This window comes from Streptomyces griseocarneus, from assembly GCF_014655595.1.
In the GTDB taxonomy this organism is placed as follows: domain Bacteria; phylum Actinomycetota; class Actinomycetes; order Streptomycetales; family Streptomycetaceae; genus Streptomyces; species Streptomyces griseocarneus.
The window spans coordinates 77,885-104,160 of record NZ_BNBL01000010.1 but is presented as its reverse complement, the minus strand read 5'-3'; the positions used below and the strand labels follow the sequence as shown (position 1 = coordinate 104,160).

Below are 26,276 nucleotides of genomic sequence, written 5' to 3'. Positions count from 1 at the left end.
GCCCGGGGTGCTACTCGCGGCCCGCCGACGTGGAGGACATGTCCGGGTAGCGGGTCCCGGCGACCTTCGACGCGACCGGCTCGAGCGTCGCCAGCTCATCGGCCGTCAGCTCGATGCGGGTCGCCCCGACGTTCTCCTCCAGGCGGCTGCGCTTGCGCGTGCCCGGGATCGGAACGACCGTCAGGCCGTGGACGTCCGCCCGCTGCTGGACCCAGGCCAGCGCGACCTGGGCGAGCGTGGCGTCGTGCGCCCGCGCGATGGCCCGCACCGGCTCCAGCAGCGCCGCGTTCGCCTCCGCGTTGTCACCCGTGAAGCGCGGCAGGGTGCGGCGCCAGTCGTCGCCCGAGAGCTCCTTGGCGGCGTCGGTGAACGTGCCCGTCAGGAAGCCGCGCCCCAGCGGCGAGTACGGCACGAGGGCGACGCCCAGCTCACGGGCGGTCGGTACGACGTTCTCCTCGATGTCCCGGCTGAAGAGCGACCACTCCGACTGCACGGCGGCGATCGGGTGCACGGCGTGCGCCGCGCGCAGCTCGCTGCCGGTCACCTCGCTCAGCCCCAGGTGCTTGACCTTGCCCTGGGCCACCAGTTCCGCCATCGCGCCGACGGACTCCTCCAGCGGGACGTCGGGGTTGCGGCGGTGCATGTAGTAGAGGTCGATCTGCTCGACGCCCAGCCGCTTCAGGCTGGCCTCGACGGCCTTGCGGATGTAGGGCGGGTCGTTGCGGACGACCCGGTCCGCGGGGTTCTCGGGGTTGGCGTCGATGGCGAACTTGGTGGCCAGGACCACGTCGTCGCGGTGGGCCCGGATGAAGGGCGCGATGAACTTCTCGTTCTCGCCGTTGCCGTACATGTCGGCGGTGTCGAAGAGCGTGACGCCCAGTTCCAGGGCCCGCTCCAGCGTCGCCCGGGCCTCGGTCTCGTCGGTGGGCCCGTAGGCGAAGCTCATGCCCATGCAGCCGAGTCCCTGGACGCCCGTCCCGGGGCCTCCGTTGCCGAGGGTGACGCGTGCGATCGTCTCGTTGCTCATGTCCCTCATGCCCTTTCGGACGCCCGGCGGGCGTCGGCATAGATGTCGATTTTGTAGTCGAGTACGTCCAGCGTGCTGCGCAGTTCGGCGATGCGCCTGCGGACGTCGTCGCGGTGCGCGCTCAGCAGCCGCTCGCGTTCGGCGAAGGTCTCCTCGCCCTGGCGGACCAGCTCGGCGTAGCGCACCATGTCGGCCACCGGCATGCCGGTCAGCCGCAGCCGGCCCACCAGGTCCAGCCAGTCCAGGTCGCGGCAGGTGTAACGACGCTGACCGGTGTGCGAGCGGTCGACGTGCGGCATCAGGCCGATCCGCTCGTACCAGCGCAGCGTGTGCGCGGAGAGGCCGGTGTACTCCACGACCTCGCTGATCGTGAAGCGCTCCCTGCCCTCGGGCCGCCGGACGCGCTGCCGGTCGAGCTCCAGGCACACCGGGACCTCCACCGGCGGGCTGTCGATCACTGTCATGCCGTTTCCCCCTCGCGAACCGTGCGTGCCCCCCACGCTAAAGAGTTGGAGTGCACTCCAGGCAAGTGAGATCCGGCGCGTTCGGCGGCCGCGTTAGGCTCCTTGCCATGGAGAGCCTGCGCACGATCGACAATTGGCCCGTGACGACCGCGGCGGCGGCCGTCGTACGGGCCGACGGCACCCTGGCCGGTTCGCACGGCCCGACCGGGCACCGGTTCGCGCTGGCGTCCGTGACCAAGCCGCTGACCGCGTACGCGGCGCTGGTCGCGGTCGAGGAGGGCGCGGTCGAGCTGGACGAGCCGGCGGGCCCGACGGGCTCGACGGTCCGCCACCTGCTCGCGCACACCTCGGGCCTGGCCTTCGACGAGCACCGGCCCATGGCCGAGCCGGGCACCCGCCGCCTGTACTCCAACGCGGGCTTCGAGGTGCTGGGCGACCACATCGCCAAGGCGACGGACATCCCCTTCGCGGAGTACCTGCGGCAGGCGGTGCTGGAGCCGCTGGGGATGACCTCGACGGACCTTCCCGGGTCGCCCGCCAAGGACGGCGTCTCGACGGTGGACGACCTGGCGCGCTTCGCGGCGGAGCTGCAGCGCCCGCGGCTGCTGGCGCCGGAGACCGTGGAGGCGGCCACGTCGGTGGCGTTCCCGGGCCTGGCGGGCGTGCTGCCCGGGTACGGCAACCAGCGCCCCAACGACTGGGGCCTGGGCTTCGAGATCCGCGACAGGAAGTCGCAGCACTGGACGGGCACCGCCTCCTCGCCCCGGACGTACGGGCACTTCGGCCAGGCGGGCACGTTCCTGTGGGTGGACCCGGAGGCGGGCGCGGCCTGCGTGGCGCTGGCCGACCGGGCCTTCGGCCCCTGGGCCATCGAGGCCTGGCCGCTGCTGACGGACGCGGTCCTGGCCGAGCTCGGCCGGGCCTGATCAGCCGAAGTGCGGCTCGGCGTGCATCTCCCACGCCAGCAGCTCGGCGGCGGAGCCGACGGCCTCGGCCGTCAGGCCCTCCGCGTCCAGGACGCGGGCCGCGTCGCCCTCCCGCAGCACCTCCGCGCCCAGCCGGACGGCGCCGCGCACCACGTGCACGTACAGCCACGGCGCGTCCGGCAGGGCCGTGCGCTCGGCGCCCCGCAGGCGCCGGACGTGCAGCACCGCCTCGGCGCGCGTCAGCGCGTACGGAGTGCCGTCGGCGATGCCCCGCACCACCTCGTACGACGGCTCCTCGTCGCCTTCGGACGGCGTGAGCCACATCTGCACGAAGCGCAAGGGGGCGGCTCCCGCGTTGCGCTCGCTGTGGCGCACGCCGGAGCCCGCGCTGAGCCGCTGGACGTCGCCGGGGCGAATCGTTTCCACGTGACCCGTGGAGTCCTCGTGGGTGAGCTCGCCCTCCACCACCCAGGTCACGATCTCGACATCGCGGTGGGGGTGCTCCGCGAAGCCGGCGCCGCCCGCGAGGCGCTCCTCGTTGCAGGCCGCGAGCGGGCCGAAGCGCACGTTGTCGGGGTCGTAGAAGCCCGAGAACGAGAAGGCGTGCCAGGTCTCGATGCCGGCCGCCGGATCCCCGCCGCGGAAGCGTTCGGCCGCTCGTTGCACGTACATCACCGGCCCACCGTAGCCCCGCGGAGCACCCCGCGGGGGCCCGGCGGCTCCGGACCCCACCCGAATAAGGCAGGCTTGTCCCCGTGCCCGAACCAGTTGCTGACACCCCGCACCCGCACAGCGCCACCCTGCGCAACCTGGAGAAGTCCTCAGGGACGCTGGCCGCCGCGGCCATCGCCCGGATGGACGCCCAGCTGTCGTGGTACCGGGCGATGCCCCCGGAGAACCGGTCCTGGATCGGCCTGGTCGCCCAGGCCGGCATCGCCGCGTTCACCGAGTGGTTCCGGCATCCGGAGACCCCCCAGGCCATCAGCACCGACGTCTTCGGCACCGCCCCGCGCGAGCTGACCCGGGCGATCACGCTGCGCCAGACCGTGGAGATGGTCCGCACGACCATCGAGGTCATGGAGTCGGCCATCGACGAGGTGGCGGCCCCCGGCGACGAGTCGGCGCTGCGCGAGGCGCTGCTGGTGTACGCCCGGGAGATCGCCTTCGCCACCGCCCAGGTCTACGCGCAGGCCGCCGAGGCGCGCGGCGCGTGGGACGCCCGGCTGGAGTCGCTGGTGGTCAACGCGGTGCTGTCGGGCGAGGCCGACGAGGGGGCGCTGTCGCGGGCGGCGGCGCTGGGCTGGAGCGGCCCCGCGAACGTCTCGGTGGTGCTGGGCACGGCCCCCAACGGGGACAGCGAGCTGACCGTGGAGGCCATCCGCAGGGCCGCGCGGCACGTGAAGGTGCAGGTCCTCACGGGCGTGCTGGGCGACCGGCTGGTGGTGATCGTGGGCGGCGTGGAGAACCCGCTGCAGGCCGCGAAGGCGCTGATCGGCCCGTTCGCGGCCGGCCCCGTGGTGGCCGGGCCCGTGGTGGGCGACCTGCTGGCCGCGACCCGCTCGGCACAGGCCGCGGCGGCGGGGCTGAAGGCCTGCGCGGCCTGGCCGGACGCCCCCCGTCCGGTGCTCGCCGACGACCTGCTCCCCGAGCGCGCGATGGCCGGCGACCCGGCTGCGCGGGACCAGCTGGTGGAGGAGATCTACAGACCGCTGGAGGAGGCGGGCTCGGCCCTGCTGGAGACGCTGAGCGTCTATCTGGAGCAGGCGAGCAGCCTGGAGGGGGCGGCACGCATGTTGTTCGTCCACCCCAACACCGTGCGATACCGCCTCCGACGTGTGACGGATGTCACCGGCTGGTCACCCTCCGACGTCCGGTCAGCGTTTACGCTGCGGATCGCACTGATCCTGGGGCGCCTGGCCGACGCCGAATGACACCCGTAGGCTTTTGTCGAACGTCAACAATTCCCCTGACGGTTCTTCGTCCCTGTCCCCACGGGTGACCGATACCGTCCACGAGAGAGAGTGTGAGGGTGCTCGTACTCGTCGCTCCCGGCCAGGGCGCTCAGACGCCCGGCTTCCTGACCCCCTGGCTCGACCTTCCCGGTGTTGAAGACCGCCTGCGGGAATGGTCGGCCGCCATCGACCTGGACCTCGTCCACTACGGCACGAAAGCCGACGCCGACGAGATCCGTGACACCTCCGTGGCCCAGCCACTGCTCGTCGCGTCCGCCCTGGTCTCCGCCGGGCAGCTCTTCGCGTCCTCCGACGACTTCGCCCGCCTCGTGGGCGCGGCCGCCGGCCACAGCGTCGGCGAGCTCGCCGCCGCCGCGCTGACCGGTGTGCTGTCCGAGCGGGCCGCCATGGAGCTCGTGCGCAAGCGCGGCCTGGCCATGGCCGAGGCCGCCGCGATCACCGAGACCGGCATGTCCGCGCTGCTGGGCGGTGAGCCCGACGTCGTGCTCCCGCACCTGGAGAAGCTCGGCCTGACCCCCGCCAACGTCAACGGCGCCGGCCAGATCGTGGCCGCCGGCACCGCCGCGCAGCTGGCGGCGCTGAACGAGGACAAGCCCGAGGGAACCCGCAAGGTCGTCCCGCTGAAGGTGGCGGGCGCGTTCCACACCCACCACATGGCCCCGGCCGTCTCGGTCCTCGAGGCCGCGGTGGGCGAGCTGGAAGCCGCGGACCCGCATACGCGTTATGTCTCCAACAAGGACGGACAGGTCGTGGCGAGCGGCCACGAGGTCGTCCGGCGCCTGGTGGGCCAGGTGGCCAACCCGGTCCGCTGGGACCTGTGCATGGAGACCTTCAAGGAGCTGGGCGTCACCGCGATCATCGAGGTGGCCCCCGGCGGCACGCTCGTGGGCCTGGCCAAGCGCGCCCTGCCCGGCGTGAAGACCCTCGCGCTCAAGACCCCGGACAACCTGGACGCCGCCCGCGAGCTGATCGCCGAGCATGCCGACGCCGCCGGGTCCACGGCCGAATAAGGAGCCCGAGAGCATGACCGCGAAGATCAAACCCGCCAAGGGCGCCGCATACGCGCGCATCATGGGCGTGGGCGGCTACCGGCCCGTCCGGGTGGTGCCGAACGAGGAGATCCTCAAGCACATCGACTCCTCGGACGAGTGGATCCGCTCGCGCTCGGGCATCGCCACCCGTCACTGGGCCGGCCCGGACGAGACCGTGAGCGCCATGTCCCTCGAGGCGGCCGGCAAGGCGATCGCCGACGCCGGCATCACCCCCGAGCAGATCGGCGCCGTGATCGTCTCGACGGTCTCGCACTTCAAGCAGACCCCGGCCGTCGCGACCGAGATCGCCCACAAGGTGGGTGCGGGCAAGCCCGCCGCCTTCGACATCTCGGCCGGCTGCGCCGGCTTCGGCTACGGCCTGGCCATGGCCAAGGACATGGTGACCGGCGGCTCCGCGGAGTACGTCCTGGTCATCGGCGTCGAGCGGCTGTCGGACCTGACCGACCTGGAGGACCGCGCGACGGCCTTCCTGTTCGGCGACGGCGCGGGCGCCGTGGTCGTCGGCCCCTCCAAGGAGCCGGCGATCGGTCCCGTCGTGTGGGGCTCGGAGGGCGACAAGGCCGAGACCATCAAGCAGACCGTGGCCTGGGACGTCTACCGCGAGGAGACCGACGTCCGCTTCCCCGCCATCACCCAGGAGGGTCAGGCGGTGTTCCGCTGGGCCGTCTTCGAAATGGCGAAGATCGCCCAGCGGGCGCTGGACGAGGCCGGGGTCAGCCCGGAGGATCTGGACGTCTTCATTCCGCACCAGGCGAACATGCGGATCATCGATTCGATGGTCAAGACCCTCAAGCTGCCCGACAGCGTGACGGTCGCCCGCGACGTGGAGACCACCGGCAACACCTCCGCGGCCTCCATTCCGCTTGCCATGGAGCGCCTCCTGGCGACCGGAGCGGCGAAGAGCGGGGACACCGCGCTCCTCATCGGCTTCGGGGCGGGTCTCGTGTACGCCGCCACGGTCGTTACCCTCCCCTAGGCGAGATCCACGGTTCCGGCCCCTCACAGGCGCCGGCGGGCTCACCGCCTCAGCAGTTTCCTTAGCAGCACACCGCACTATCGATAGAAGGAGCGCCACATGGCCGCCACCGAGAAGGAGATCCTCGAGGGTCTCGCCGAGATCGTCAACGAGATCGCCGGCATCCCCACCGAGGACGTTCAGCTGGACAAGTCCTTCACCGACGACCTGGACGTCGACTCGCTGTCCATGGTCGAGGTCGTCGTCGCCGCCGAGGAGCGCTTCGACGTGAAGATCCCCGACGAGGACGTCAAGGGTCTCAAGACCGTCGGCGACGCTGCCGACTACATCCTGAAGCACCAGGCCTGATCAAGCGTTCGTCGCCACCCCGGCGGTGGCGGTTCCAGCACCTCTACACGTGGAGACAATTCCTGTGAATCCGACCAATCGCACCGTGGTCGTCACCGGTATCGGCGCAACCACACCGCTGGGTGGCGACAGCGCAACGACCTGGGAAGGGCTGCTCGCCGGGCGTTCCGGCGTCAAACCCCTGGAGGGTGAGCGGTTCGCCGAGCTGCCCGTCCGCATCGCGGCGCCCGTGGCCGTCGACCCCGCCGACGTCCTGCCCCGCCCCCTGCTCCGCAAGCTGGACCGTTCGGCCCAGCTCGCGCTGATCGCCGCCCGTGAGGCGTGGGCCGACGCGGGCTTCACCGCCAAGGCCGGCGAGGACACCTCCGTCTCCCCCGAGCGCCTGGGCACCGTCGTGGCCTCCGGCATCGGCGGCGTGACCACCCTGCTCGACCAGTACGACGTGCTCCGGGAGAAGGGCGCCCGCCGCGTCTCCCCGCACACCGTGCCGATGCTGATGCCCAACAGCCCCTCCGCCAACGTCGGCCTGGAGGTGAACGCCCAGGCGGGCGTGCACACCCCGGTCAGCGCCTGTGCGTCGGGCGCCGAGGCCATCGGCTACGCCTACGAGATGATCCGCTCCGGCCGTGCCGACGTCGTCGTCGCCGGCGGCACCGAGGCGGCCATCCACCCGCTGCCCGTCGCGGCCTTCGCCAGCATGATGGCGATGTCCAAGAACAACGACGAGCCCACCACGGCCTCCCGCCCCTACGACAAGGCCCGCGACGGCTTCGTCCTCGGCGAGGGCGCCGGCATCGTGATCCTGGAGTCGGCCGAGCACGCCGCCCGGCGCGGCGCCCGGGTCTACTGCGAGGTGCTGGGCCAGGGCCTGTCCGCGGACAGCCACCACATCGCCCAGCCCGAGCCCACCGGCCGCGGCATCGCGGCCGCGCTGCAGAACCTCCTCGACACCACCGACCTCAAGCCGGCGGAGGTCGTGCACCTCAACGCGCACGCCACCTCCACCCCGCAGGGCGACGCGGCCGAGATCAAGGCGCTGCGCAAGGTCCTGGGCGACGACCTCGACCACGTCGCGGTGTCCGCGACGAAGTCGATGACGGGCCACCTGCTCGGCGGCGCCGGCGGCATCGAGACGGTCGCCACCGTCCTCGCCCTGCACCACCGCACGGCCCCTCCGACGATCAACGTCGACGACCTGGACGAGGACATCGACGCGGACATCGTCCGCGACGAGCCGCGCGCCCTCCCCGAGGGCTCCATCGCGGCGATCAACAACTCGTTCGGCTTCGGCGGCCACAACGTGGTGCTCGCGCTGCGCACGGTCTGATCGCGCGCCCGTACGCACGAAGGGCCCGCCCCGGCTTCCACAGCCGGGGCGGGCCCTTCGTCGTGTCCCGCCGCTAACGGTCGAAGCTGGCGAAGTACGACGCCACCATGTCCTCGTCCCCGTGCCCCTGCTCGACCGCCCGCCGGAAGCGCTCGGCGCCCGCGGCGGCCACGTCCATCCGCACGCCGGCGCTCGCGCCCGCGTCGACGATCAGGCGGGCGTCCTTCTCGGCCGTGCTGGTCGCGAAGCTCGGCGGGGTGAGGGCGCCGTCGAGGAGGAGCCGGGCCTTGGTCCGCAGGTAGCCCATGTCCAGCGGCCCGTCCGCGACCGCGTCCAGGAAGGCGGCCGGGTCCACGCCGAGGCCCTGGGCGAGGGCGAGCGCCTCGGCCGTGCCGTGGGTGACGGTCAGCACCCAGCTGTTGAGGACCAGCTTGAGCCGGGTGGCCGCGCCGCTCGTGGCGTCGTCGCCGACCCAGACGGTCCGGCTGCCCACGGCCTCGAGGACCGGTGCCAGGGCCGGGCGCGCCGTGCGGGGCCCCGCGGCGAGCACGGTGAGCTTCCCGGCCTCGGCCGGCTGCCTGGTGCCCAGGACCGGGGAGTCGACGAGGGTGAGGCCCTGCTCGCGGGCGAAGGCGGCGAGGGAACCGAACCCGTCGAGGCCGACGGTGCCCGCCTGCGCCCAGACGGTGCCGGGCCGCAGGCCGGCGGCGGCGGAGCGCATCGTCTCCAGGGCGGCGGGACCGTCGTGGAGCATGGTGAGCACGACGTCGGCGCCGTGCACGGCGTCGGCGGGTGCGTCGGCGATCCGCACTCCGTCGGCGGCGAGCGGTTCGGCCTTCTCCCGGGTGCGGTTCCAGGCGCTCACCGACAGCCCGGCCCGGGCGAGGTTGCGGGCCATGGCCGCGCCCATGATTCCGGTACCGAGGACGGCGACTGAGGTCGTACGCGTATCCGACATGGCCCCGACGCTAGGGCCTGGAGTGCACTCCAGGGCAAGACGCGACCGACGGGCCGGAGGGGTCAGACCACCTGGTGCAGCCAGCGCACGGGCGCGCCCTCGCCGGCGTAGCGGAAGGGTTCGAGTTCGTCGTCCCAGGGCTTGCCGAGGAGCTTGGCGACCTCGTCCTGGAGGTCGCTCTCGCCCCGGCCGGCGCGCGCGAGGGCGGCACGCAGCCGGTCCTCGGGGACGAGGATGTCGCCGTGGATGCCGGTGACGGCGTGGAAGATGCCCAGGTCGGGGGTGGAGCTGTAGCGCTCGCCCTCGGCGGCGGCGCAGGGCTCGGCGGTCACCTCGAAGCGGAGCAGGTGCCAGCCGCGCAGCGCGGAGGCGAGCTGGGAGGCGGTGCCGGGCCGGCCCTGCCAGGAGAATTCCGAGCGCCAGGTGCCGGCGGCCGCGGGCTGGCGGACCCAGTCGAGGGTGACGCGCACCCCGAGGACGCCCGCCACGGCCCATTCGACGTGCGGGCACAGCGCGCGCGGCGCGGAGTGCACGTACAGAACTCCACGTGTCGTCACCGGGACCTCCCGTGCGGTTCGAGGTTCGCCTTCCCCAGCGGCCTCGCACCCGTACCGGTCCCGCCCGGGGCAGCAGACAGTCTGCCCCAATGGCCACTCCCGCACCAGCTCGCGAGGTTACCAACAGTAAACACCATCGGGAGCATTTCTCCTGAAAAGGGACAGGATGTGACGTGTTGTGATGTGGTGGCGCCGCAGTACGAAAGATGCCGGGCGGACCCGATCACCCGGGGGAAAAGCTACCGTGCGGCGGCGCGCCGGGGGTGACGTACCGTCGGTCCCGGACAGATATCACCCGGCCGGAGGGGGAACGAGGATGGGCGGCAGTACGAGGCGGAAGCGGTCCGGAGCCATGCGGGCGGCGGTGGCGCTGCTCTCGGCAGCGCTGCTGGTCACCGGCTGCGACGACGGCGGTTCGGAGAGCAAGGCCGCCGTGGCGAAGCCGAGCCCCACCCGCCCGGCCTGGAACCCCCGCCCCACCTCGATCGCCTCCCTCGGCGACTCCATCACCCGTGGTTTCGACGCCTGCTCGGTGCTCGAGGACTGCCCCGAAGCCTCCTGGGCCACCGGCACCACCGTCGACAGCCTCGCCCGCCGCCTGCTGACATCGCCGCAGACCAGCAGCTGGAACTACGCCCGCACCGGCGCCCGGATGGCGGACCTGCCCGGCCAGATGCGCGCGGCCGTCGCCCAGCGCCCGCAGCTGGTGACGGTGCTCCTGGGAGCCAATGACGCCTGCCGCGCGAATGTGGCCGATATGACGTCCGTGGACTCCTTCCGCGCCGACTTCGAGTCCTCCATCAGGCAGTTGCGCACCGCCCTGCCCACCTCCCAGGTCTACGTCGCCAGCATCCCCGACCTCCAGCGGCTGTGGTCCGAGGGCCGCAAGAGCATGTTCGGCCGGCAGGTGTGGAAGCTGGGCTCCGTCTGCCCGTCCATGCTGCGCGACGCCGAGGTGATGGACGAGGAGGCGCAGGGCCGCCGGGCCCAGGTGGTCAAGCGCGTCGGCGAGTACAACGCCGTGCTGAAGGACGTCTGCTCGCGCGACGCCCTGTGCCGCTACGACGGCGCGGTGAACAACTACGACTTCACCGGGCAGCAGCTGAGCAAGTGGGACTGGTTCCACCCCAGCAGGCAGGGCCAGGGCGAGCTGGCGGGCCTCGCCTACCGGACGATCACCGCAGTGCGGCAGCCGGGCGCGTAAGCCGTGCCCCAGGGCCCCTCCGGCGGACGAGGAAGGGGCGGGGCCTGTCAGGTGGCCCCGCCCCTCGCCCGGGAGGCGGCCGGGAAGCCGGCCGCCACGCACGGCCTGGTCCGCCGCGCACGCCGCGGACACGGGGCGCGGCCCCGGCCTCCGTACCCTCGCCCCGGACGACCGGCGCCGCGCGGGCCCGCGCGGGTCGGCGCAGGCCGTGGCCGAAGGCGGGCGCGGAAGCCGCGGCCGCCCTCTGACCCGCACGCTATCCGATGAACCCGCCCTTCTCCTAAGCGAGTTCACCCGCACCGGGGACGGCGGCCCTCATTCGGTGCTGTCGCGGTGGGCGCGCAGGCCCACGCCGAGGACGCCGTCCCAGTCGGTCAGCTCCTCCACCAGCGGGTGCGCGGAGCCCTTGCCCTCCAGGCTCAGCACCACGCCCGCCTCCTTGGCCTTGCCCTTCCCCTTGTCCGGACCCTCCCCCACGGCCGCCTCGGCGTCGATGTGGACGTCCGTGACCCGGAAGCCGCTCTTGGTGCACAGCTCCAGCACCCTGCCGAGCACGCCCCTGCGGGTGCGGTAGGACAGCCGCAGCTCGACCCGTTCGGTGGCCGGCACCACCGCCAGCCGCCGGGTGAACACCGGGAAGCCGCGCACCACCAGGAAGTGCACGACGGTCGCGGCGGCGCCGAGCAGCGGCAGCCCGCCGCCGCAGGCCATGCCGACGGCGCAGGTCAGCCAGATGGTCGCGGCCGTCGTCAGGCCGCGTACCGCGTCGCGGCGGACGAAGATGAGGCCGCCGCCGATGAATCCGATGCCCGAGACGATCTGTGCGGCCACCCGCGAGCCGTCCAGGCGGGTGCCCGTCAGGTCCCCCAGGGCGCCGAAGCCGTGGATCGAGACCTCCATGAACAGTGCGCTGCCCACGCCCACCAGGGTGTGGGTGCGCAGGCCCGCGCTCTTCTGCTGCAGCTCGCGCTCGAGGCCGACGAGCGAGGAGAGGAGCAGGGCGAGGGCCAACTCGGCCATCTGGCGGGCCCCTTGGCCCGCTCTGGGGTCGAACAGTTCGGCAGCGACGGCCTGGCCGGCGGATATGAGCGGATCGGCGAAGAGCTGCGCTATGACCATCTCGCCATTGTGGCCTGAAATCACCTCTCTACGAAGAGAGTTGGCAGCCCTCTACCGCCGATCGCGGCCCGGTGATTTCCTTCCGTCTCATGAGACCCACAGAGATAACCCGGCGACGGGTCCGGACCACCCCGCTGGGCGCCCTGGGCGCCGTCCTCCTCGCCTGCCTCCCGCTCGCCCTGCCCACCCCGGCCGGCGCCGCCCCCGCCGCCCCGGCCCTCACGGTCGAGGAGCAGCGCCTCACCGGGGCCGTGCCCCAGGAGATCCTGCGGCGCAGCGGCTTCGACGACGTGGCGCCCGGCTTCGCCCGCGCCCTGGCCCGCACCTCCGGCCTCGCGCAGGCCGAGCGGCTGGCGACGGCGGACGGGCGGCGGCTGTGGCGGCGCGCCGTGGACCGCGCGCAGGGCCGGGGGCCGGACGGCGGGGACCTGAGCAGGGACGACGACCGGCCGCTGTACTGGGCGCGGCTGGGCATGACGCGCGCGCTGCGCGAGTGGCGGCCGGCGTTCGCCCTCGACGAGCGGGGGCGCGCCGCCCTGCTGGCGGCGGTGGAGCGCACCTCGCGCGGCCAGGACTCCATCGAGCTGCCGGCGGGGACGAAGGTCAAGCGCGTGCTGATCACCGGCTTCGACCCGTTCCAGCTGGACTCCGACGCCCGCCGCTCCAACCCCTCGGGCGCGGCGGCACTCGCGCTGGACGGCACCGTCATCGACACCCCGGCGGGCCCGGCGCGCGTCGAGGCGGCCGTCTTCCCGGTGCGCTGGGCCGACTTCGCCGACGGCACCGTCGAGCGCACCCTGCTGCCCCACTTCCGGCCCGGGCAGCGGCAGGTGGACCTCTTCACGACCATCAGCCAGGGCCGGCCCGGCCGCTTCGACGTCGAGCGCACCAACGGCGCCTGGCGCGGCGGCTATCCCGACAACGCGAACGTCTCCCGCACGGAGACCGTGCCCGTGCCGCCCGGGGTGCCGACGGTGACCCCGCAGCCGCAGTGGACGACGACCTCGCTGCCGTACGCCGCGATCACGGCGGCGCGGACCGGCCCGTTCCCGGTGTACGACAACACCGCCGTCACCGAGATCCCGGCGGGCGGCACGGAGGAGGTGGACCGGGCGGACGGCCCGACGCCGGGCTCGACGGCCCGCGCGGGCGGCGGGGGCGACTACCTCTCCAACGAGATCGCCTACCGCGCGACCCTGCTGCGCGACGCGGTGCGGCTGAGCGTGCCGGGCGGGCACCTGCACACGCCCGTGCTGCGGTTCGGCGACGACAACGCCGACCCCGCGACGGGTCGGGTCACGGATCCGGAGTTCGTCCGCAACCGGCTGGCGATCACCGCGCAGATCCGGTCGGTGCTGGCGGTGGCGGTCGGCGGCACTGACCAGCCATGATGACCCGATGATCATCGCAGCAGCGCAGTTCACCGCCCGCCCGCTCGACGTCGCGGCCAACATCGGGGCCATGGCCTCGCTCGTCACCGAGGCCGGCGAGCGGGGTGCGGCGCTCGTCGTCTTCCCCGAACTGGCCGTCACCGGCTACGAGCTCGAGGGCATCACCGCCGACCCGGACCGGCTGACCATGGCCCCGGACGACGCCCGGCTGGCCCCGCTCCGCGCCGCCTGCCGGGCGGCGGGCGTGGCGGCGGTGGTGAACTGCGCGGGCCGGCTGCCGGCCGGCCCGACGCTCTCCTCGTTCGTGTACGGCCCGGACGGCGCGCCGCTGACCCGCTACGACAAGGTGCACCTGACGCGGGACGAGCTGGCGGCCGGCTTCGCGGCGGGCACGGCGGACGGGCGGTTCACCCTGAACGGCGTGTCCTTCGGCCTCGCCATCTGCTACGACGCCCACTTCCCGGACCTGGCCGCCCGTGCGGCGGCCGACGGCTGCGGCGCGCTGCTGGCGAGCTCCCTGTACGGCCGGGGCCCCGGACAGGCCGAACGCCGGGAGATCTTCCCGGCGCTGGCGAAGGATCACGGCCTGCACGTCCTGCTGGCCAACCACGTGGGGGCCGCCGGCCCGTACGACGCCTGCGGCGGCAGCGGCCTCTGGGGGCCGGACGGGCACGCCCTCGCGGAGGGGCCGGAGGAGGGGGCGGCGGCGCTGGTGACGGCCGAGGTGTAGTGCCCTACGAGAAGGCGGGGGGCCAGGGAGCGTCCTGCTCCGGCTCCCCGGACGGCTCGGACGCCTCCTCGCCCATCAGGTCCCGCACCAGCAGCGTGGCCCCGGCCACCGCGCCCGGCATCACGAACACCGCCACGAACGGCACCAGGAACAGCAGCGCCAGCGGCACCCCGAATCCCAGCGTCAGCAGCTTGCGCGAGCGCAGCAGCCGCAGCCGCTCCCGCAGCGGCACCCCGCGCCGCTGCAGCGCGACGGCGGTGAGCTCCTCCGCGAGGAAGAACCCGGAGACGCAGAAGCCGAGGACGGGAATGACGGTCTGCCCGATGACGGGCACGAAGCCGAGCGCGAAGAGCAGCACGCCCCACACGGCGACCCGTACGAGCACGGCGAGGCTCTCGCGGGCCGAGATCCACAGCTCCCGCCACAGCGGCAGCCCGGACTCGGCGGCGCTGCCGCCCTCGGCCAGGTCGACCCGCTCGGACAGCGACTCGTAGAAGGGCTGCCCGACCAGCAGGGTCACGGCGGTGAACGTGACCAGCGACAGCATCAGCACGGCGCCGAAGAACACCGTCATCAGGGCGGCGCGGAAGATGCCGAGCCAGGGCGAGCCCCAGTCGTCGGCGAAGGGTGTGGCCCAGGTGACGAAGTCGTCCGCCCAGAAGGCGAGCGCGACGGCCGCCGCCGCGTACCCGACCAGCGTGATCAGCCCGGGCAGCAGCCCGAACCCCCACTGCCGGCGGTTACGCCCCACCCAGCGCTGGCCCTCGGCCAGATACGTCATGCCCGCAACAAGATCTCGCATGGCGGGAAAGCGTAGCGGCTTGGCGGAATGCGATCGTCGCGCTCGTGTCCCGGGACGGTCGCGAGACCGTCCCGGGACCGTCCCCGGCGGGATAGGGGGGAAGGGAAGCGGACCGGGCTCAGTCGCCGAGGCGGACGATCATCTTGCCGGTGTTCTCGCCGCGCAGCAGGCCGAGGAAGGCGTCCACCGCGTTGTCGACGCCGTGCACGACCGTCTCGCGGTACTTCAGCTCGCCGGAGCGCACCCAGGCGGAGACCTCCTCGACGAACCGGCCCTGGAGGTCGTAGTGGTCGCCGACGAGCAGGCCCTCCATGCGGAAGCGCTTGGCGATGATCTGGGCCAGGTTGCGCGGGGCCGGGGTCGGCTCCGTGGCGTTGTACTGGGAGATCATTCCGCAGACGGCGATGCGGCCGTGGAGCTTGATCGAGGCGATGGCGGCCTCGAGGTGCTCGCCGCCGACGTTGTCGAAGTAGACGTCGATGCCGTCGGGGGCGGCCTCGGCGAGCTGCTCCCTGACGGGGCCGTTCTTGTAGTTGAAGGCGGCGTCGAAGCCGTACTCCTCGACGAGGACGCGCACCTTCTCGTCCGAGCCCGCGCTGCCGATGACGCGCGAGGCGCCCTTGAGCTTCGCGATCTGGCCGACCTGGCTGCCGACCGCGCCGGCGGCGGCGGAGACGAAGACGGTGTCGCCCTCCTTGAAGTCCGCCACGCGCAGCAGACCCGCGTAGGCGGTCAGGCCCGGCATGCCGAGCACGCCGAGGTAGGTGCCGAGCGGTGCCACGTCCGGGTCGACCTTCACGGCGGACTTCGCGTTGACGAGGGCGTACTCGCGCCAGCCGAGGTGGTGCAGGACGTGGTCGCCCTCCTCGAAGCCCTCGGCCCCGGAGGCGACGACGCGGCCGACGGCGCCGCCCAGCATCGGCTTGTCCAGCTCGTAGGGGTCGACGTAGGACTTCACCCCGCTCATGCGGCCCCTCATGTACGGGTCGACCGACATGTGGGTGTTGCGGACCAGGATCTGCCCCTCGCCCGGCTGACGGACCGGGGCCTCGCGCAGGGCGAAGTCCTCCGGCTTGGGCCAGCCCTGCGGGCGGGCGACCAGGTGCCATTCACGGCTGGTGGCGGGGGTGCCGGCGGAGGCGGACATGGAACCAACCCTTCTCAATGCTTCATGAACTGAAACAACCATGCGCCTCGATATTTCACATTGTCAAGCAAGCGAGTAGCCTGTTTCCCATGACTCCTCACACGCCGCGGACCACTCCGCACACCGACGCCCTGACCGTCGAGGTGGTCGAACTCGTCGGGACGGTCGTGGCGCGCTACCACGAGGAGTACGAGGAAGCCGCGGCCAAGCACTCCCTCACCGGCGCCCAGGCCCGCGTCCTGGCCCTGCTCGCGCGCGAGGCGATGCCCATGCGGCGCATCGCCCAGAAGCTCAAGTGCGAGCCGTCGAACGTCACGGGGATCGTCGACCGGCTGGAGGGCCGCGGCCTGGTCGAGCGCCGCCCCGACCCGGACGACCGCCGCGTCAAGCTCGCCGCCGTCACGGAGGACGGCCGGGAGACGGCAGGCCGGCTGCGCGCGTCGCTGAACTTCGCGCGCGAACCGCTGGCCGGGCTCTCCACCGAGGAGCGCACGACGCTGCGCGACCTGCTCCGGCGGATGCTGGGCGAGACCCCCTGACGGGCGGCCCCGGCCCCCTCCGCTCCGGCCTCCGCTCCGGTCCCTACTCCGGCAGGACCAGCGCGCCGGCGGTCACCACGGTCCCCAGGCGCGGCATGTCCAGCGCCACCGAGGCGCGGTGCTCCTCGGCCGTCAGGGCGCTCATGGCGTCCTCCACGAACACCACCTCGTAGCCGTGGTCGACGGCGGCCCGGGCCGTCGACTCCACGCCGAGGTTGGTCGCGATGCCGGCCAGGACGAGCGTGCGCACGCCGCGCTCGCGCAGCCGGGCGTCGAGCTCCGTGCCGTGGAACGCGCCCACGGACCGCTTGACGATCTCGATGTCGCCCGGCTCCGCCAGCCCCGCGAGCAGCCCGCTGCCGGGCGGCTGCTCGGCGAGGCCGGGCCGCTCCACCCGTACGACCGCGACCGGCGCGCCCGCCTTGCGGAAGGCCCGCGCCAACTCCGCCGCCGTACCGGCCACTTCGTCTCCCGATCGCGGCGCGAGCGGCAACGCCACGACGCGTTCCATGAGATCGACGAGGACGAGTGCGGTGCGCTGGGGGTCGATTTCCGTCATGGTCCAGACCGTACCGGCCGCGACCACGGCGTGGGCGGCCTCCGGACCAGCTCAGGACTGCCGGGAGGTAAAGCTTGCGCGAAAGGGGGACTTCGCCCGGCGCCCCGCGGCCGGCGGCACAACTCCCGGCGGATCGCCGATCGATCGCGCGGGAAGCGCCCGCGTGCGCGACGATGGCCCGCATGAGACCGGAGACCGACCCCGTACCCGGCGGCGCCGCCCCCTTCGGCCCGCTGGAGTTCCAGCTCGTCCTGCTGCGCCGGATGGCCGACCACCAGGGCGGCCTGGTCGAGGACGCCCTGCGCGAACTGGGCGCCTCCCGCGCCGGGATGCGCGAGGCCAACCGCCGCTGGCAGGCCATGCTGCACTCCCCGCGCCGCCGTGGCGCCGGGGCGCGCTACCGCTCCGTCCTCGGCCCGCCCGAGACCGTCGGCGAGCGCCGGGTGGGCGACCTCGCCTTCGAGGCGATGACCTGGCCGGTGCCGCTCTGGCCGGACCTGCGCTTCGAGGTGCTGGCCGCGCCCGGCGGGGTGGTGTGGAACGAATGGCTGGTCCGCGCCCCCGGCGCGCCCGCCGCCGTGCCGCGCACGGTCGAGGAGCTGCTGCCCTGGTCGTGCACGGTGGACGAGGTCGCGCGGGCCTTCGCGCCGGCCCGGCCCATGGAGGGCACGGCCCCCACCCGCTGGCGGCTGGCCTTCACGGCCCCCGACGCCGACGGGACGCGGGGCGGGTACGTGGCGGAGTTCACCTGGGGCCTCTTCCAGCGGCTGGTGCCGTAGCCCGCCACTGACGCGCTCCGGGCTGCCCCGCGCCGCGGGGCCGTCTCGCACCACAGGGGGGTGCGAAGTGGCCGATCGGCCGAGGCGGGGGCGCACGGACGGTCCCTAGGTTGGGGGGCATGTCCCGTGTGTCCCGTCGAACGCTCCTCCCCGCCCTCGGCCTGCTCTCGGCCGTGGCGGCCGCGCTGCTGGCCGCCTGCGCGCCGGGCGGCGGGACCGACAAGGTCATCGGCGGGCCCGCCCGGGCCGAGGAGCCGTCGCGGGTCTCCATCCCGTCCATCGGCGTGGACAGCCCGCTGATCCGGCTGACCCGCAACAAGGACGGTTCCGTGCGGGTTCCGCCGCCGGAGAAGGGCATGACCGCCGGCTGGTACACCGGCAGCGCCCAGCCCGGCACCCCGGGCGCCGCCGTCATCGTGGGCCACAGCGACTCGCACGGCGGCAAGGCCGTCTTCCACGACCTGGACAAGGTCGGCGAGGGCACCGTCATCGACATCCGGCGCGGGGACGGCGCGGTGCTGCACTTCGCGGTGACCGGCACCGAGAAGGCCACCGGGGGCGCCTTCCCCGCCCACAAGGTCTACGGGGAGACCAAGGAGAGGGTGCTGCGCCTGGTCACCTGCGCGGGCGAGCCCTCCGCCGGCGACGGGCACCGGGCGGAGAACCTGATCGTCTACGCGACCCTGAAGCCCTGACGGGCCCGGCACCCGGCCGGGCTCGGGTGAGCTCAGGCGAGCTCTGCGGCCAGCGTGATCGTCGTACCGGTGAGCGCCTGGCTGACCGGGCAGTTCTTCTTGGCGTCCTCGGCCGCCGCGGTGAAGCCCTCCTCGTCCAGGCCCGGCACCTCGCCGCGGACGGTGAGGTGGATGCCGGTGATGCCCTCGCCCGGCTGGAACGTCACCTCGGCCTTGGTCACCAGCCGGGTCGGCGGGGTGCCGGCGCCGGTCAGGCCGTGCGAGAGGGCCATGGAGAAGCAGCTGGAGTGCGCGGCGGCGATGAGCTCCTCGGGGCTGGTCTTGCCGTTGGCGGCCTCGGCCCGGGAGGGCCAGGAGACGGGCTGCTCGCCGATGCCGGACGAATCGAAGGAGACGACGCCGCTGCCCTTGAGCAGCTCGCCCTCCCAGACGGTGGTCGCGATGCGGTTGGTGGCCACGCTTTTTCCTCCCACGAAGAACGGTCATCACACCATCAGGGCAACGCCCCGATCATCCTGCTCCCGGCTACCGGCTCCCGGCTCCGACACGCCCGTTCCAGGCGAGCAGCGCGGGCCTGCCGTGCTCGGTGCCGATCCGGCTGACGGTCCCGGTGTCGAGCCGGAACAGCGCCCCGGCCGACGGCGGCAGCCCGAGCCTACGAGCCGTCAGCACCCGCAGGAAGTGGGCGTGGGCGACGAGCACCACGTCGCCTCCCGCACCGTCACCCAGCCGGGGCCCGATCCGCGCGAGCACCCGGTCCGCGCGCTCCCCCACCTGCGCGGGGCTCTCCCCGGGATGCCCCGGCGGCCCGGGCACGACCCCGTCCTCGAAGAGGAACCAGCCCGGCCGCTCGCGCTGGATCTCGGCGGTGGTGATGCCCTCGTACCCGCCGTAGTCCCATTCGCGCAGGTCGTCCTCGGTCTCGACGTCCTTCAGGCCCGCCAGCCCGGCCGTCCGCGCGGCGCGGGCCATGGGGCTGACGAGGACCTGGGCGATGTCCCGCTCCGCCAGCCACGGCCGCAGCGCCTCCGCCTCGCGCTCGCCGCGCTCGGTCAGCGCCACGTCGCTGTAGCTCGTGTGCCGGCCGTCGCGGCTCCACTCGGTCTGGCCGTGCCGGATCAGCAGCAGCTCACTCATCGGCGCCCGGCGCCTGCGCCTTGCCCTCCGCCTGCGACTGCGCCTGCACCACGGAGGCCTTGACCTCGTCCATGTCGAGGGCGCGGGCCTGCCGGATGACGTCCTCCAGCGCGGCCTGCGGCAGCGCGCCGGGCTGGGCGTAGACGGCGATGTTGTCCCGCACGATCATCAGCGTGGGGATGGACGTGATCTCGAAGGCCGCCGCCAGCTCCGGCTGGGACTCGGTGTCGACCTTGGCGAACACCAGGTCGTCGTGGGTCTCCGCCGCCTTCTCGAACACGGGCGCGAACTGCCGGCACGGCCCGCACCACTCCGCCCAGAAGTCGATGAGCACGAACCCGCTGCCCGACACGACCTCGTCGAAGTTGTCCTTGGTCAGCTCCACCGTGCTGCTGCTCATGAGCGCCTACCCGCTTCCGCTTGTCTCGGTCGGTCCAGTGTGGCTCGGGGACGCTACCCGTAACGAGGCGGCACCGCCCACTATTCCGCAGGTCCGCCCGCCCGCTGGGTGACGGCGACGGCCTCCCGGCCCGTGGCGCCGGCGTGGGCGCGCAGGCCGGAGCCGTAGCGGCGCAGGAGGAGGACCGCGGTGGTGGCGAGGCCGGCCAGCAGGCCGAGCCAGACGCCGAGGGTCGCGAGGTCCGCCGCGTAGGCGAGGAGCCATGCGGCGGGAAGGCCCACGGCCCAGTATCCGACGAGGGTGATGCGGAAGCCGCTCCTGGTGTCGTCGAGGCCGCGCAGCAGGCCGACGCCGATGTTCTGGGCGCAGTCGAAGAACTGCAGCACGGCGACGACGAGCAGGAGCCGGGTCGCGATCGCGGCGGCCTCGCCGCCGTCCGCACCGCCGGCGTCGAGGAACGGGCGCAGCACCAGGCGGGGAAAGGCGACGTAGACGAGAGCGACGACGGTCATGACGGCGGCGCCGCAGGCGAGGGCGGTGTTCTTGATGCGCCGGGCGGCGTCGGGGCGGCCGAGGGCGAGTTCGCGGCTGACGTTGATGGAGGCGGCGTGGGAGAGGCCGACGGCGACCTGGAAGACGATGTAGACGAGCTGGTTGACGGCGGTGTGGGCGGCCAGCGCGGTGCTGCCGAAGGAGCCGGCCATCAGCGCGGTGACCGAGAAGAAGCCTGCCTCCGACCCGTAGGTCGCGGCGATGGGGACGCCCAGGCGTACGAGCTCCCGTACGCCTGCGCGGTCGGCCCCGAGTGCATTGAGGCTCAGCAGCGGCGCGAGGACGGTGTCCCGCCGGGCCGAGGCGTACAGCGCCAGGAAGGACAGGAGGTGGACGACGGAGGTGGCCACGCCGATGCCGGGCAGGCCCAGCTCCGGCAGGCCCCAGGTGCCGTGGATCAGCAGCCAGTTCAGGCCGGCGTTGACCGCGACGGAGGCGAGGGTGATCCGCAGCAGCGCCTGGGGGCGCCGCATGCCGACGGTGAACTGACGGACCGCCTGGAACCACAGGCACGGCAGCAGGCCGGGGGCCAGCGCGAGGAGCATCGTGCGCGCGCGGGCGGCGACGGCCGCCTCCTGGCCGAGCCCGGTGAGGGCGTGGCCGACGAGGAGCATGACGGCGGCCCCGGCCAGCCCGGCGAGCGTGGCCACCGCCACGCTCGCGCGGACGATCCCGCGGATCTCCTCGCCGCCCCTCGCGGTGTCGCCGCCGGCGGTCTCGGCCCGCGCCGCGGCGGCGGCGATCCGGTTGCCCACGGAGGTGACCAGGCCCACGCCCATGGTGCGGAGCTGGTTGAAGATGACGAGGGCCAGGCCGCCGGCCGCCAGGTCGCGGGTGCTCAGCAGGCCCATCATCACCGTGTCGGTGGTGGTCAGGGCCACCTGGGCGAGCTGGGTGAGGACGAGGGGGACGGCGAGGACGGCCAGGGCGCGGCCGTCGCGCAGGAGGACGGTGGGCTGCATGAGGGGCATCTAGTTCTCGCGGAGCTTGGCGAGCGTTTCGTCGATCTCACGCTCGACGGCGGGGTCGATCAGGTCGCGGGCGCGCATCCACGCGTCGTCGAAGACGGTGTCCAGGTACTTCTCGCCGCCGTCGTTGACGAGGGCGACCATAGTGGTGCCCGGGGGCAGGGACGGCAGACGCGTCAGCGCCTCGTACACCACACCGCCGGCGGATCCTCCGATGAGCAGGCCGGTGCGGGCGACGGCGCGGGCGGTGGCGAAGGCCTCGACGTCGCCGACCTTCACGCCCTCGTCGATCAGGCCGAAGTCGACCAGGGCCCCGATCGTGGCGCCCTCGGGGGTGCCGGTGCCGGACTGGTGGTAGGGGTGGGCAGGGCCGCCGAAGGCGATGGACCCCTTGGGCTCGACGCCGACGGTCCGTACGCCCGGGACGAGCCGGCGCAGCTCGCGGGTGGTGCCGCAGAGGGCGCCGCCGGTGCCGACGGCGCCGAGGAGGATGTCGACGCGGCCGTCGAGGGCCTGGTGGAGCTCGTGGGCGACGGGGTGGTAGCCGACGGCGTTGGCGGGGTTGTTGTGCTGCTCGGTGAAGACGGTGTTGTCCTGGCCGCGGGCCATCTCCTCGGCGAGTTCCTCGCGGGCCGCGGTGGCGAGCTCCTCGGTGCCGTCGTCGACGACGTGGACGAGCTCGGTGCCGAGCGCCGTCATGCCGCGCAGCTTGTCCGCGCAGGCGTGGTGGTCGACGACGGCGGTGAAGGCGTAGCCGCGCTCGGCGGCGATGACGGCGAGGCCCAGTCCGGTGTTGCCCGAGGTGGACTCGACGATGCGGCCGCCGGGGCGCAGCTCGCCGCGCGCCTCGGCGTCGAGGACCATCTGCCGGGCCATGCGGATCTTGGCGCTGCCGGTGGGGTTGTACATCTCCAGCTTCAGCAGCAGCCGGCTGCCGTTCCCGGTGCGGCACAGCTCGAGCAGCGGGGTGTATCCGATGAGGTCGGATATGCGGGAGACCACGGCGGGGCGCATCAGTGCCTCGTTCATGGGAACGGCTCCTGGGGCAGTGGGGGATGACGGCCGGTCAGTGCGGGGGACGGCGGTCCAGGTGCCAGTGCGGCCGCGGGCCGGCGCCGTCGAGGACGACCTTGGGCGGCAGCGGCAGGTCGTGGAACGGGGACTCGTTGGAGTCCATCTGGTAGCCCGCCGTGTTGGGGTAGACCAGCAGGTCGCCGGTCGAGGGGCGGGCGGGGAAGGGGATCTTCCGCCAGGTGAGCAGGTCCGGCTCCAGGCAGGTCGCACCGCCCACGCACGCGGGGTGGACGCCCGGGCCCAGGGCCCGGCCGGCCGGGGTCACCAGCACGGGGTCGGGGAGGTATTCGCTGTTGAACCACTGCTCGGACAGGCTCAGGCTCGTCCCGTCGACGGTGAGGATCGCGTAGCCGTCGCGGTCCTTGACGCCCTGGACGCGGAAGACGGAGGAGCCGGCCCGGTCCAGCAGGGCGCGGCCGGGCTCGACGAGCAGGAGGGTGCCGGTCGCGCGGAGCCTGCCGGCGAGGGTGTCCCGGCCGCCCTCGGGCACGGCGGCCAGGACGGCGCGCAGCGCGCCGGCTCCGGCGACCGGCGAGTGGTACGGGTAGAAGCCGGCGGCGGGGAAGGCCTTGCCGGCGTGGTAGTGCCGGGGCCGCTGCGCCGCGAGGAAGGCGTGCCAGTCGCCGGCCGCCGCGTAGTCGACGGCGAAGCCGCCGCCGATGCTGATCCGGTCGGCCCGCAGGCCCCGGGCGCGCGCCGTGAGGCAGAGGTCCACGAGGTGGCCGGCGAGGTCGGCGCGCGGCTGGATCGCGTAGCCGGACAGGTGGAAGCCGAAGCCTTCCGTGCGGACGGCGTCGCCCGCCCGTACGCACCTGGTCAGGGCCTCGTCGAGCTCGGCGGCGGTCATGCCGAAGCGGCTGTGCGGCTGGGCCGGGGGGAGCCGGCGCAGCAGCAGCCGGGCCGGGCGGGCGGCGCCCGCCCGGGCCAGGGCGGCGACGCGGTCGAGTTCGTCGAGGGTGTCGACGGCGATCAGGGCGCCCTGGAGGACGGCCACGCGCAGGAGTTCCTCGTGCTTGGCGGGGCCGGTCACCACGAGGTGTTCGCCGCGCACCCCGTGCCCCAGCGCCTCGCGGAGCTCGCCGGGGCTCGCGACGTCCACCCCGGCCCCGGCGGCGGCGACGCGTTCGATCCACGCGGCGGCCTTGTTGGCCTTCTTCGCGTAGTACACGCGCCCGTCGACCCCGGCGTCGTCCAGCGCCGCGCGGAACGCGGCGAGGTTGGCGTCGAAGCGGTGCGGGAGGAGGAAGTGGAAGGGCCCGCCGAAGGCGTGGGCCAGTTCGTGGAGGAGGCCGCCGTCGAGGACCTCGTCCGTGGCGGGGTCCGGGTACGCGGGGAGCGTGGGGAGTGCGGCCGCCGTCGGGGGTGTGCCGTTCACCGCCACAGCGCCACCCGCGTCCCGAGGCCCCGCTCGAGGGCGAGGCGGGCGAAGTGGTGGCCGAGGGCGATGTCGGTGACGACCAGGCCGCTGTTGTAGGCGAAGATCCGCTCCTCCGGGGCCGTGCGGCCGGCCGCCGCGCCGGCGAGGACCGCGGGGAACTCGGCGTCGACGGGCGGCAGTTTCCCGTCGGCGTCCGCCATGTCGGTGCCGGTGACGCTCATCTGGGCCTCGCTGGTGGCCACGACGCGGTCGGCGCGGTGCAGCGTGGACGGGGCCAGGCCGTGGCCGACCAGGACGGCCAGGGTGCCGGGCGCGAGGTCGCCGGCCGCGACGGCGGCGGGGGTGTGGGCGCCGGCGGTGGCCACGACGACGTCGGCCTCGGCCGCCGCGGCCCGTACGTCGGCGACGACCTCGACGTCCCGGCCGGGCGCATGGGCGCGCAGGGAGGCGCGTACGGCCTCGATGCCCGCCGGGTGGGTGCCGAAGAGCATCAGCCGCTCGAGGCCGGGCAGCGCGGTCAGCAGGAACGGCAGGGCCAGCCGCCCCTGGGTGCCGGTGCCGATCACCAGCGCGGCGCGCGCCCCGGGGGTGGCGAGCTCGCGGGCGAGGAGGGCGGAGACGGCCGGGGTGCGCAGCGATCCGACGCGGCCGCAGTCCATCATCGCCACGGGCAGGCCGGTGACGTCGTCGTAGAGCGTGAGGGCGGTGTAGTAGTGCTGGTCGTCGCGGCCCTTGGCCAGGCCGTGCTTGTACGAGGTCTTGACGGCGACGACGTCGCGGGAGCCGTCGCGGCCGAGCATGGCGTACGCGACGGAGTGCCCGTCGGCGGGCTTGACGGTGAGCTTGCGCGGGTTGTCCGACCGGCCGGCGGCCAGGGTGCGGTAGGCGTCCTCGACGGTGGCGAGGACGTCGGCCGGGCTGATCTCGATGCCCGCGAGGTCGCTGGTGGACAGCAGGCACAGCGTGGTGTCGTCGGCGGCCATGCGGGGGGCTTCGGCCGGTATCCGGGGATCCTCGCCCGATATCCGGGGGTCGTCGGCGGGTATCCGGGGTTCTTCAGCGGATATCCGGGGGCTGGTGGGGTCGGTGCCGGTCATGTCTCGCTCCTGTCTGCCGGTCGGTGATCAGCGGACGTGGGCCTCGACGGCGATCTGGCCGTAGCCGTGCTCGGCGGCCTCGGCCGGCGGGCGGGTGCGGCGGCCCGGGACGCGGACCGAGGCGCGCTTGAGCCAGCGGTCGGTGCCGTCGTAGCGGGCGGTGAAGGGGACGCGGCCGTGGACGACGAGGTCGTTGTCGAGGACGAGGACCTCGCCGGGGTTCAGGCTCACCGCCACCGAGACGCGGGCCAGTTCGGCCTCCAGCCGCGCGTACGCGGCCCGGTAGGCGGGGCCGGCCTTCTCCAGCGGGGTGTAGGCGGGGTCGAAGCGCAGGGTGAGGCCGTCCTCGGACCGCCACAGGGTGGGGACGTCCGGCGGGCGCCCGGCGAAGCCCCGCGCCCGGGCGTAGGCGGCGTCGGGGAGGATCGGCAGCTCGGGCCGCGTGAGCGTGGCGACGTCGGCGTCCGGCGTGCGCGCCCTGCGGATGCTCGCGGCGGTGGTGGCGACGCCGTCGGGGTTGCGCAGGCAGGCGAGCAGCAGCAGGTGGGCGCGGCCGGGGTGGAAGGCGTCCTCGGTGTGCGGGCTGAGCAGGACGTCGCTGCTGGCGCCGGTCTGCTCCCGCTCGTGGCCGGGGGCGGGGACGATGTTGTGGACGAAGCGCCCGCCCTGCTGGCCCTCCCAGGCGAGGGGGGTGCCCATGGCGGTGGCGAGCAGCAGCAGGACGACGTCGTGGAGGGCGCCGCGGTCCCCGGCCGTGGCCCAACTGGCGGGTGTGGGGCCGATGGCGGCGTCGTCGACGGCCAGGCCGCGCAGGACGAAGAGCCCGTGGTCGGTGTCGGCCGGCCGCAGGTGGCGCCGGGCCGGGCCGGGGAGGGCCGCCGCCGATTCGGCGACGCGGCGCAGGAGGTGGGGGGACGTGGCGGAGGTGCCGCATTCGGCGAGGATCCGGGCGGCGGCCCGGTGGAGCTCGGCCGCCGAGGCGGCGTCGAGCGGGCGGACAGGTGCGACTCCCGTGCTCATGGCGAGGTCATCCGTTTCCGTTGGCGGTGGGGGCTGTGGCGGAAACGCGGTGTGCACATCAGCGGTCGACCAGGAAA

At 73.8% G+C, this 26,276-nt stretch carries 29 protein-coding genes; 12 read left to right on the top strand and 17 right to left on the bottom strand.

Annotated elements, in window-relative coordinates:
• Window positions 1-10: 10 nt before the first annotated feature.
• Window positions 11-1,027 (bottom strand): aldo/keto reductase, encoded by a 1,017-nt coding sequence (locus IE295_RS24080; protein WP_190065830.1) that lies wholly within the window; start codon window positions 1,025-1,027, stop codon window positions 11-13.
• 5 nt (window positions 1,028-1,032) lie between these two features.
• Entirely contained in the window at window positions 1,033-1,491 is a 459-nt protein-coding gene (locus IE295_RS24075) for a MerR family transcriptional regulator (protein WP_190065829.1), read from the bottom strand.
• A 107-nt stretch (window positions 1,492-1,598) separates the two neighbouring features.
• On the opposite strand from IE295_RS24075, the gene IE295_RS24070 reads away from it, so the two are divergent.
• Window positions 1,599-2,417 carry a serine hydrolase domain-containing protein gene (locus tag IE295_RS24070; RefSeq protein WP_190065828.1) on the top strand — a complete coding sequence of 273 codons (819 nt, stop codon included), beginning with the start codon at window positions 1,599-1,601 and terminating at the stop codon, window positions 2,415-2,417.
• Here IE295_RS24070 and IE295_RS24065 read toward each other — a convergent pair whose 3' ends face one another.
• Window positions 2,418-3,089, bottom strand: a complete 672-nt coding sequence (locus IE295_RS24065) for a pirin family protein (RefSeq protein ID WP_190065827.1) — start codon at window positions 3,087-3,089, stop codon at window positions 2,418-2,420.
• An 83-nt stretch (window positions 3,090-3,172) separates the two neighbouring features.
• Here IE295_RS24065 and IE295_RS24060 point away from each other — a divergent pair, with 83 nt between their 5' ends.
• The 5 genes from IE295_RS24060 (at window position 3,173) to fabF (ending at window position 8,093) form a co-directional block, all read left to right on the top strand.
• Window positions 3,173-4,348: a PucR family transcriptional regulator gene (locus IE295_RS24060; protein WP_190065826.1), complete on the top strand. Its 1,176-nt coding sequence runs from the start codon at window positions 3,173-3,175 to the stop codon at window positions 4,346-4,348.
• Window positions 4,349-4,446: 98 nt separating this feature from the next.
• Window positions 4,447-5,400 carry an ACP S-malonyltransferase gene (locus tag IE295_RS24055; protein WP_190065825.1) on the top strand — a complete coding sequence of 318 codons (954 nt, stop codon included), beginning with the start codon at window positions 4,447-4,449 and terminating at the stop codon, window positions 5,398-5,400.
• Window positions 5,401-5,413: 13 nt separating this feature from the next.
• Window positions 5,414-6,418, top strand: coding sequence for a ketoacyl-ACP synthase III (locus IE295_RS24050; protein ID WP_190065824.1), 1,005 nt, complete (start codon window positions 5,414-5,416; stop codon window positions 6,416-6,418).
• Between the two features lie 99 nt (window positions 6,419-6,517).
• Entirely contained in the window at window positions 6,518-6,766 is a 249-nt protein-coding gene (locus IE295_RS24045; RefSeq protein WP_190065823.1) for an acyl carrier protein, read from the top strand.
• 64 nt (window positions 6,767-6,830) lie between these two features.
• Window positions 6,831-8,093 (top strand): beta-ketoacyl-ACP synthase II, encoded by a 1,263-nt coding sequence (fabF, locus tag IE295_RS24040; protein ID WP_190065822.1) that lies wholly within the window; start codon window positions 6,831-6,833, stop codon window positions 8,091-8,093.
• Window positions 8,094-8,166: 73 nt separating this feature from the next.
• Here the strand turns inward: fabF and IE295_RS24035 are convergent, their stop codons facing one another.
• The gene (locus IE295_RS24035) at window positions 8,167-9,051 is read right to left on the bottom strand and encodes an NAD(P)-dependent oxidoreductase (protein WP_190065821.1); all 885 of its coding nucleotides are present in this window, start codon (window positions 9,049-9,051) and stop codon (window positions 8,167-8,169) included.
• 62 nt (window positions 9,052-9,113) lie between these two features.
• The gene (locus IE295_RS24030; RefSeq protein ID WP_190065820.1) at window positions 9,114-9,608 is read right to left on the bottom strand and encodes a DUF3145 domain-containing protein; all 495 of its coding nucleotides are present in this window, start codon (window positions 9,606-9,608) and stop codon (window positions 9,114-9,116) included.
• A 316-nt stretch (window positions 9,609-9,924) separates the two neighbouring features.
• Here IE295_RS24030 and IE295_RS24025 point away from each other — a divergent pair, with 316 nt between their 5' ends.
• Complete coding sequence (locus tag IE295_RS24025) at window positions 9,925-10,812, top strand: SGNH/GDSL hydrolase family protein (protein ID WP_190065819.1); 888 nt, start codon at window positions 9,925-9,927, stop codon at window positions 10,810-10,812.
• A gap of 315 nt (window positions 10,813-11,127) precedes the next feature.
• On the opposite strand, the gene IE295_RS24020 is transcribed toward IE295_RS24025, so the two are convergent.
• Window positions 11,128-11,931 carry an MgtC/SapB family protein gene (locus IE295_RS24020; RefSeq protein ID WP_190065818.1) on the bottom strand — a complete coding sequence of 268 codons (804 nt, stop codon included), beginning with the start codon at window positions 11,929-11,931 and terminating at the stop codon, window positions 11,128-11,130.
• Between the two features lie 89 nt (window positions 11,932-12,020).
• Between IE295_RS24020 and IE295_RS24015 the strand changes: the two genes are divergently transcribed.
• On the top strand, window positions 12,021-13,322 hold the full coding sequence (locus IE295_RS24015; RefSeq protein ID WP_224322892.1) for a PA0049 family protein: 1,302 nt from the start codon (window positions 12,021-12,023) through the stop codon (window positions 13,320-13,322).
• Window positions 13,323-13,329: 7 nt separating this feature from the next.
• Complete coding sequence (locus IE295_RS24010) at window positions 13,330-14,052, top strand: carbon-nitrogen hydrolase family protein (RefSeq protein WP_190065817.1); 723 nt, start codon at window positions 13,330-13,332, stop codon at window positions 14,050-14,052.
• A 4-nt stretch (window positions 14,053-14,056) separates the two neighbouring features.
• Here the strand turns inward: IE295_RS24010 and IE295_RS24005 are convergent, their stop codons facing one another.
• Both IE295_RS24005 and IE295_RS24000 read right to left on the bottom strand, forming a co-directional pair.
• A complete protein-coding gene (locus tag IE295_RS24005; protein WP_190065816.1) occupies window positions 14,057-14,854 on the bottom strand; it encodes an EI24 domain-containing protein in 798 nt (265 codons plus the stop codon).
• A 118-nt stretch (window positions 14,855-14,972) separates the two neighbouring features.
• Window positions 14,973-16,001 (bottom strand): NADP-dependent oxidoreductase, encoded by a 1,029-nt coding sequence (locus IE295_RS24000; RefSeq protein WP_224322893.1) that lies wholly within the window; start codon window positions 15,999-16,001, stop codon window positions 14,973-14,975.
• A gap of 89 nt (window positions 16,002-16,090) precedes the next feature.
• Here IE295_RS24000 and IE295_RS23995 point away from each other — a divergent pair, with 89 nt between their 5' ends.
• Window positions 16,091-16,540 (top strand): MarR family winged helix-turn-helix transcriptional regulator, encoded by a 450-nt coding sequence (locus IE295_RS23995; RefSeq protein ID WP_190065814.1) that lies wholly within the window; start codon window positions 16,091-16,093, stop codon window positions 16,538-16,540.
• 43 nt (window positions 16,541-16,583) lie between these two features.
• Here IE295_RS23995 and IE295_RS23990 read toward each other — a convergent pair whose 3' ends face one another.
• The gene (locus IE295_RS23990; RefSeq protein WP_190065813.1) at window positions 16,584-17,099 is read right to left on the bottom strand and encodes an isochorismatase family protein; all 516 of its coding nucleotides are present in this window, start codon (window positions 17,097-17,099) and stop codon (window positions 16,584-16,586) included.
• Window positions 17,100-17,281: 182 nt separating this feature from the next.
• Between IE295_RS23990 and IE295_RS23985 the strand changes: the two genes are divergently transcribed.
• Window positions 17,282-17,878: a hypothetical protein gene (locus IE295_RS23985; RefSeq protein ID WP_190065812.1), complete on the top strand. Its 597-nt coding sequence runs from the start codon at window positions 17,282-17,284 to the stop codon at window positions 17,876-17,878.
• A gap of 119 nt (window positions 17,879-17,997) precedes the next feature.
• The gene (locus IE295_RS23980; protein ID WP_190065811.1) at window positions 17,998-18,573 is read left to right on the top strand and encodes a sortase domain-containing protein; all 576 of its coding nucleotides are present in this window, start codon (window positions 17,998-18,000) and stop codon (window positions 18,571-18,573) included.
• A 32-nt stretch (window positions 18,574-18,605) separates the two neighbouring features.
• Here the strand turns inward: IE295_RS23980 and IE295_RS23975 are convergent, their stop codons facing one another.
• From IE295_RS23975 to IE295_RS23940, 8 genes are all read right to left on the bottom strand, one after another.
• Window positions 18,606-19,031 carry an OsmC family protein gene (locus tag IE295_RS23975; RefSeq protein WP_190065810.1) on the bottom strand — a complete coding sequence of 142 codons (426 nt, stop codon included), beginning with the start codon at window positions 19,029-19,031 and terminating at the stop codon, window positions 18,606-18,608.
• A gap of 67 nt (window positions 19,032-19,098) precedes the next feature.
• Window positions 19,099-19,710 carry a histidine phosphatase family protein gene (locus IE295_RS23970; RefSeq protein WP_190065809.1) on the bottom strand — a complete coding sequence of 204 codons (612 nt, stop codon included), beginning with the start codon at window positions 19,708-19,710 and terminating at the stop codon, window positions 19,099-19,101.
• Window positions 19,703-20,110, bottom strand: a complete 408-nt coding sequence (gene trxA / locus IE295_RS23965; protein ID WP_190065808.1) for a thioredoxin — start codon at window positions 20,108-20,110, stop codon at window positions 19,703-19,705. The genes IE295_RS23970 and trxA overlap by 8 nt, the downstream gene beginning before the upstream one ends.
• Before the next feature lie 80 nt (window positions 20,111-20,190).
• Window positions 20,191-21,624 carry an MATE family efflux transporter gene (locus IE295_RS23960; RefSeq protein WP_190065807.1) on the bottom strand — a complete coding sequence of 478 codons (1,434 nt, stop codon included), beginning with the start codon at window positions 21,622-21,624 and terminating at the stop codon, window positions 20,191-20,193.
• A 9-nt stretch (window positions 21,625-21,633) separates the two neighbouring features.
• Window positions 21,634-22,659: a cysteine synthase family protein gene (locus IE295_RS23955; RefSeq protein ID WP_190065806.1), complete on the bottom strand. Its 1,026-nt coding sequence runs from the start codon at window positions 22,657-22,659 to the stop codon at window positions 21,634-21,636.
• Between the two features lie 37 nt (window positions 22,660-22,696).
• Window positions 22,697-24,085, bottom strand: a complete 1,389-nt coding sequence (locus IE295_RS23950) for a type III PLP-dependent enzyme domain-containing protein (RefSeq protein ID WP_190065805.1) — start codon at window positions 24,083-24,085, stop codon at window positions 22,697-22,699.
• A complete protein-coding gene (locus tag IE295_RS23945) occupies window positions 24,076-25,065 on the bottom strand; it encodes an ornithine cyclodeaminase family protein (RefSeq protein ID WP_190066006.1) in 990 nt (329 codons plus the stop codon). The genes IE295_RS23950 and IE295_RS23945 overlap by 10 nt, the downstream gene beginning before the upstream one ends.
• A gap of 141 nt (window positions 25,066-25,206) precedes the next feature.
• Window positions 25,207-26,199: a TauD/TfdA family dioxygenase gene (locus tag IE295_RS23940; protein WP_190065804.1), complete on the bottom strand. Its 993-nt coding sequence runs from the start codon at window positions 26,197-26,199 to the stop codon at window positions 25,207-25,209.
• Between the last annotated feature and the right edge of the window lie 77 nt (window positions 26,200-26,276).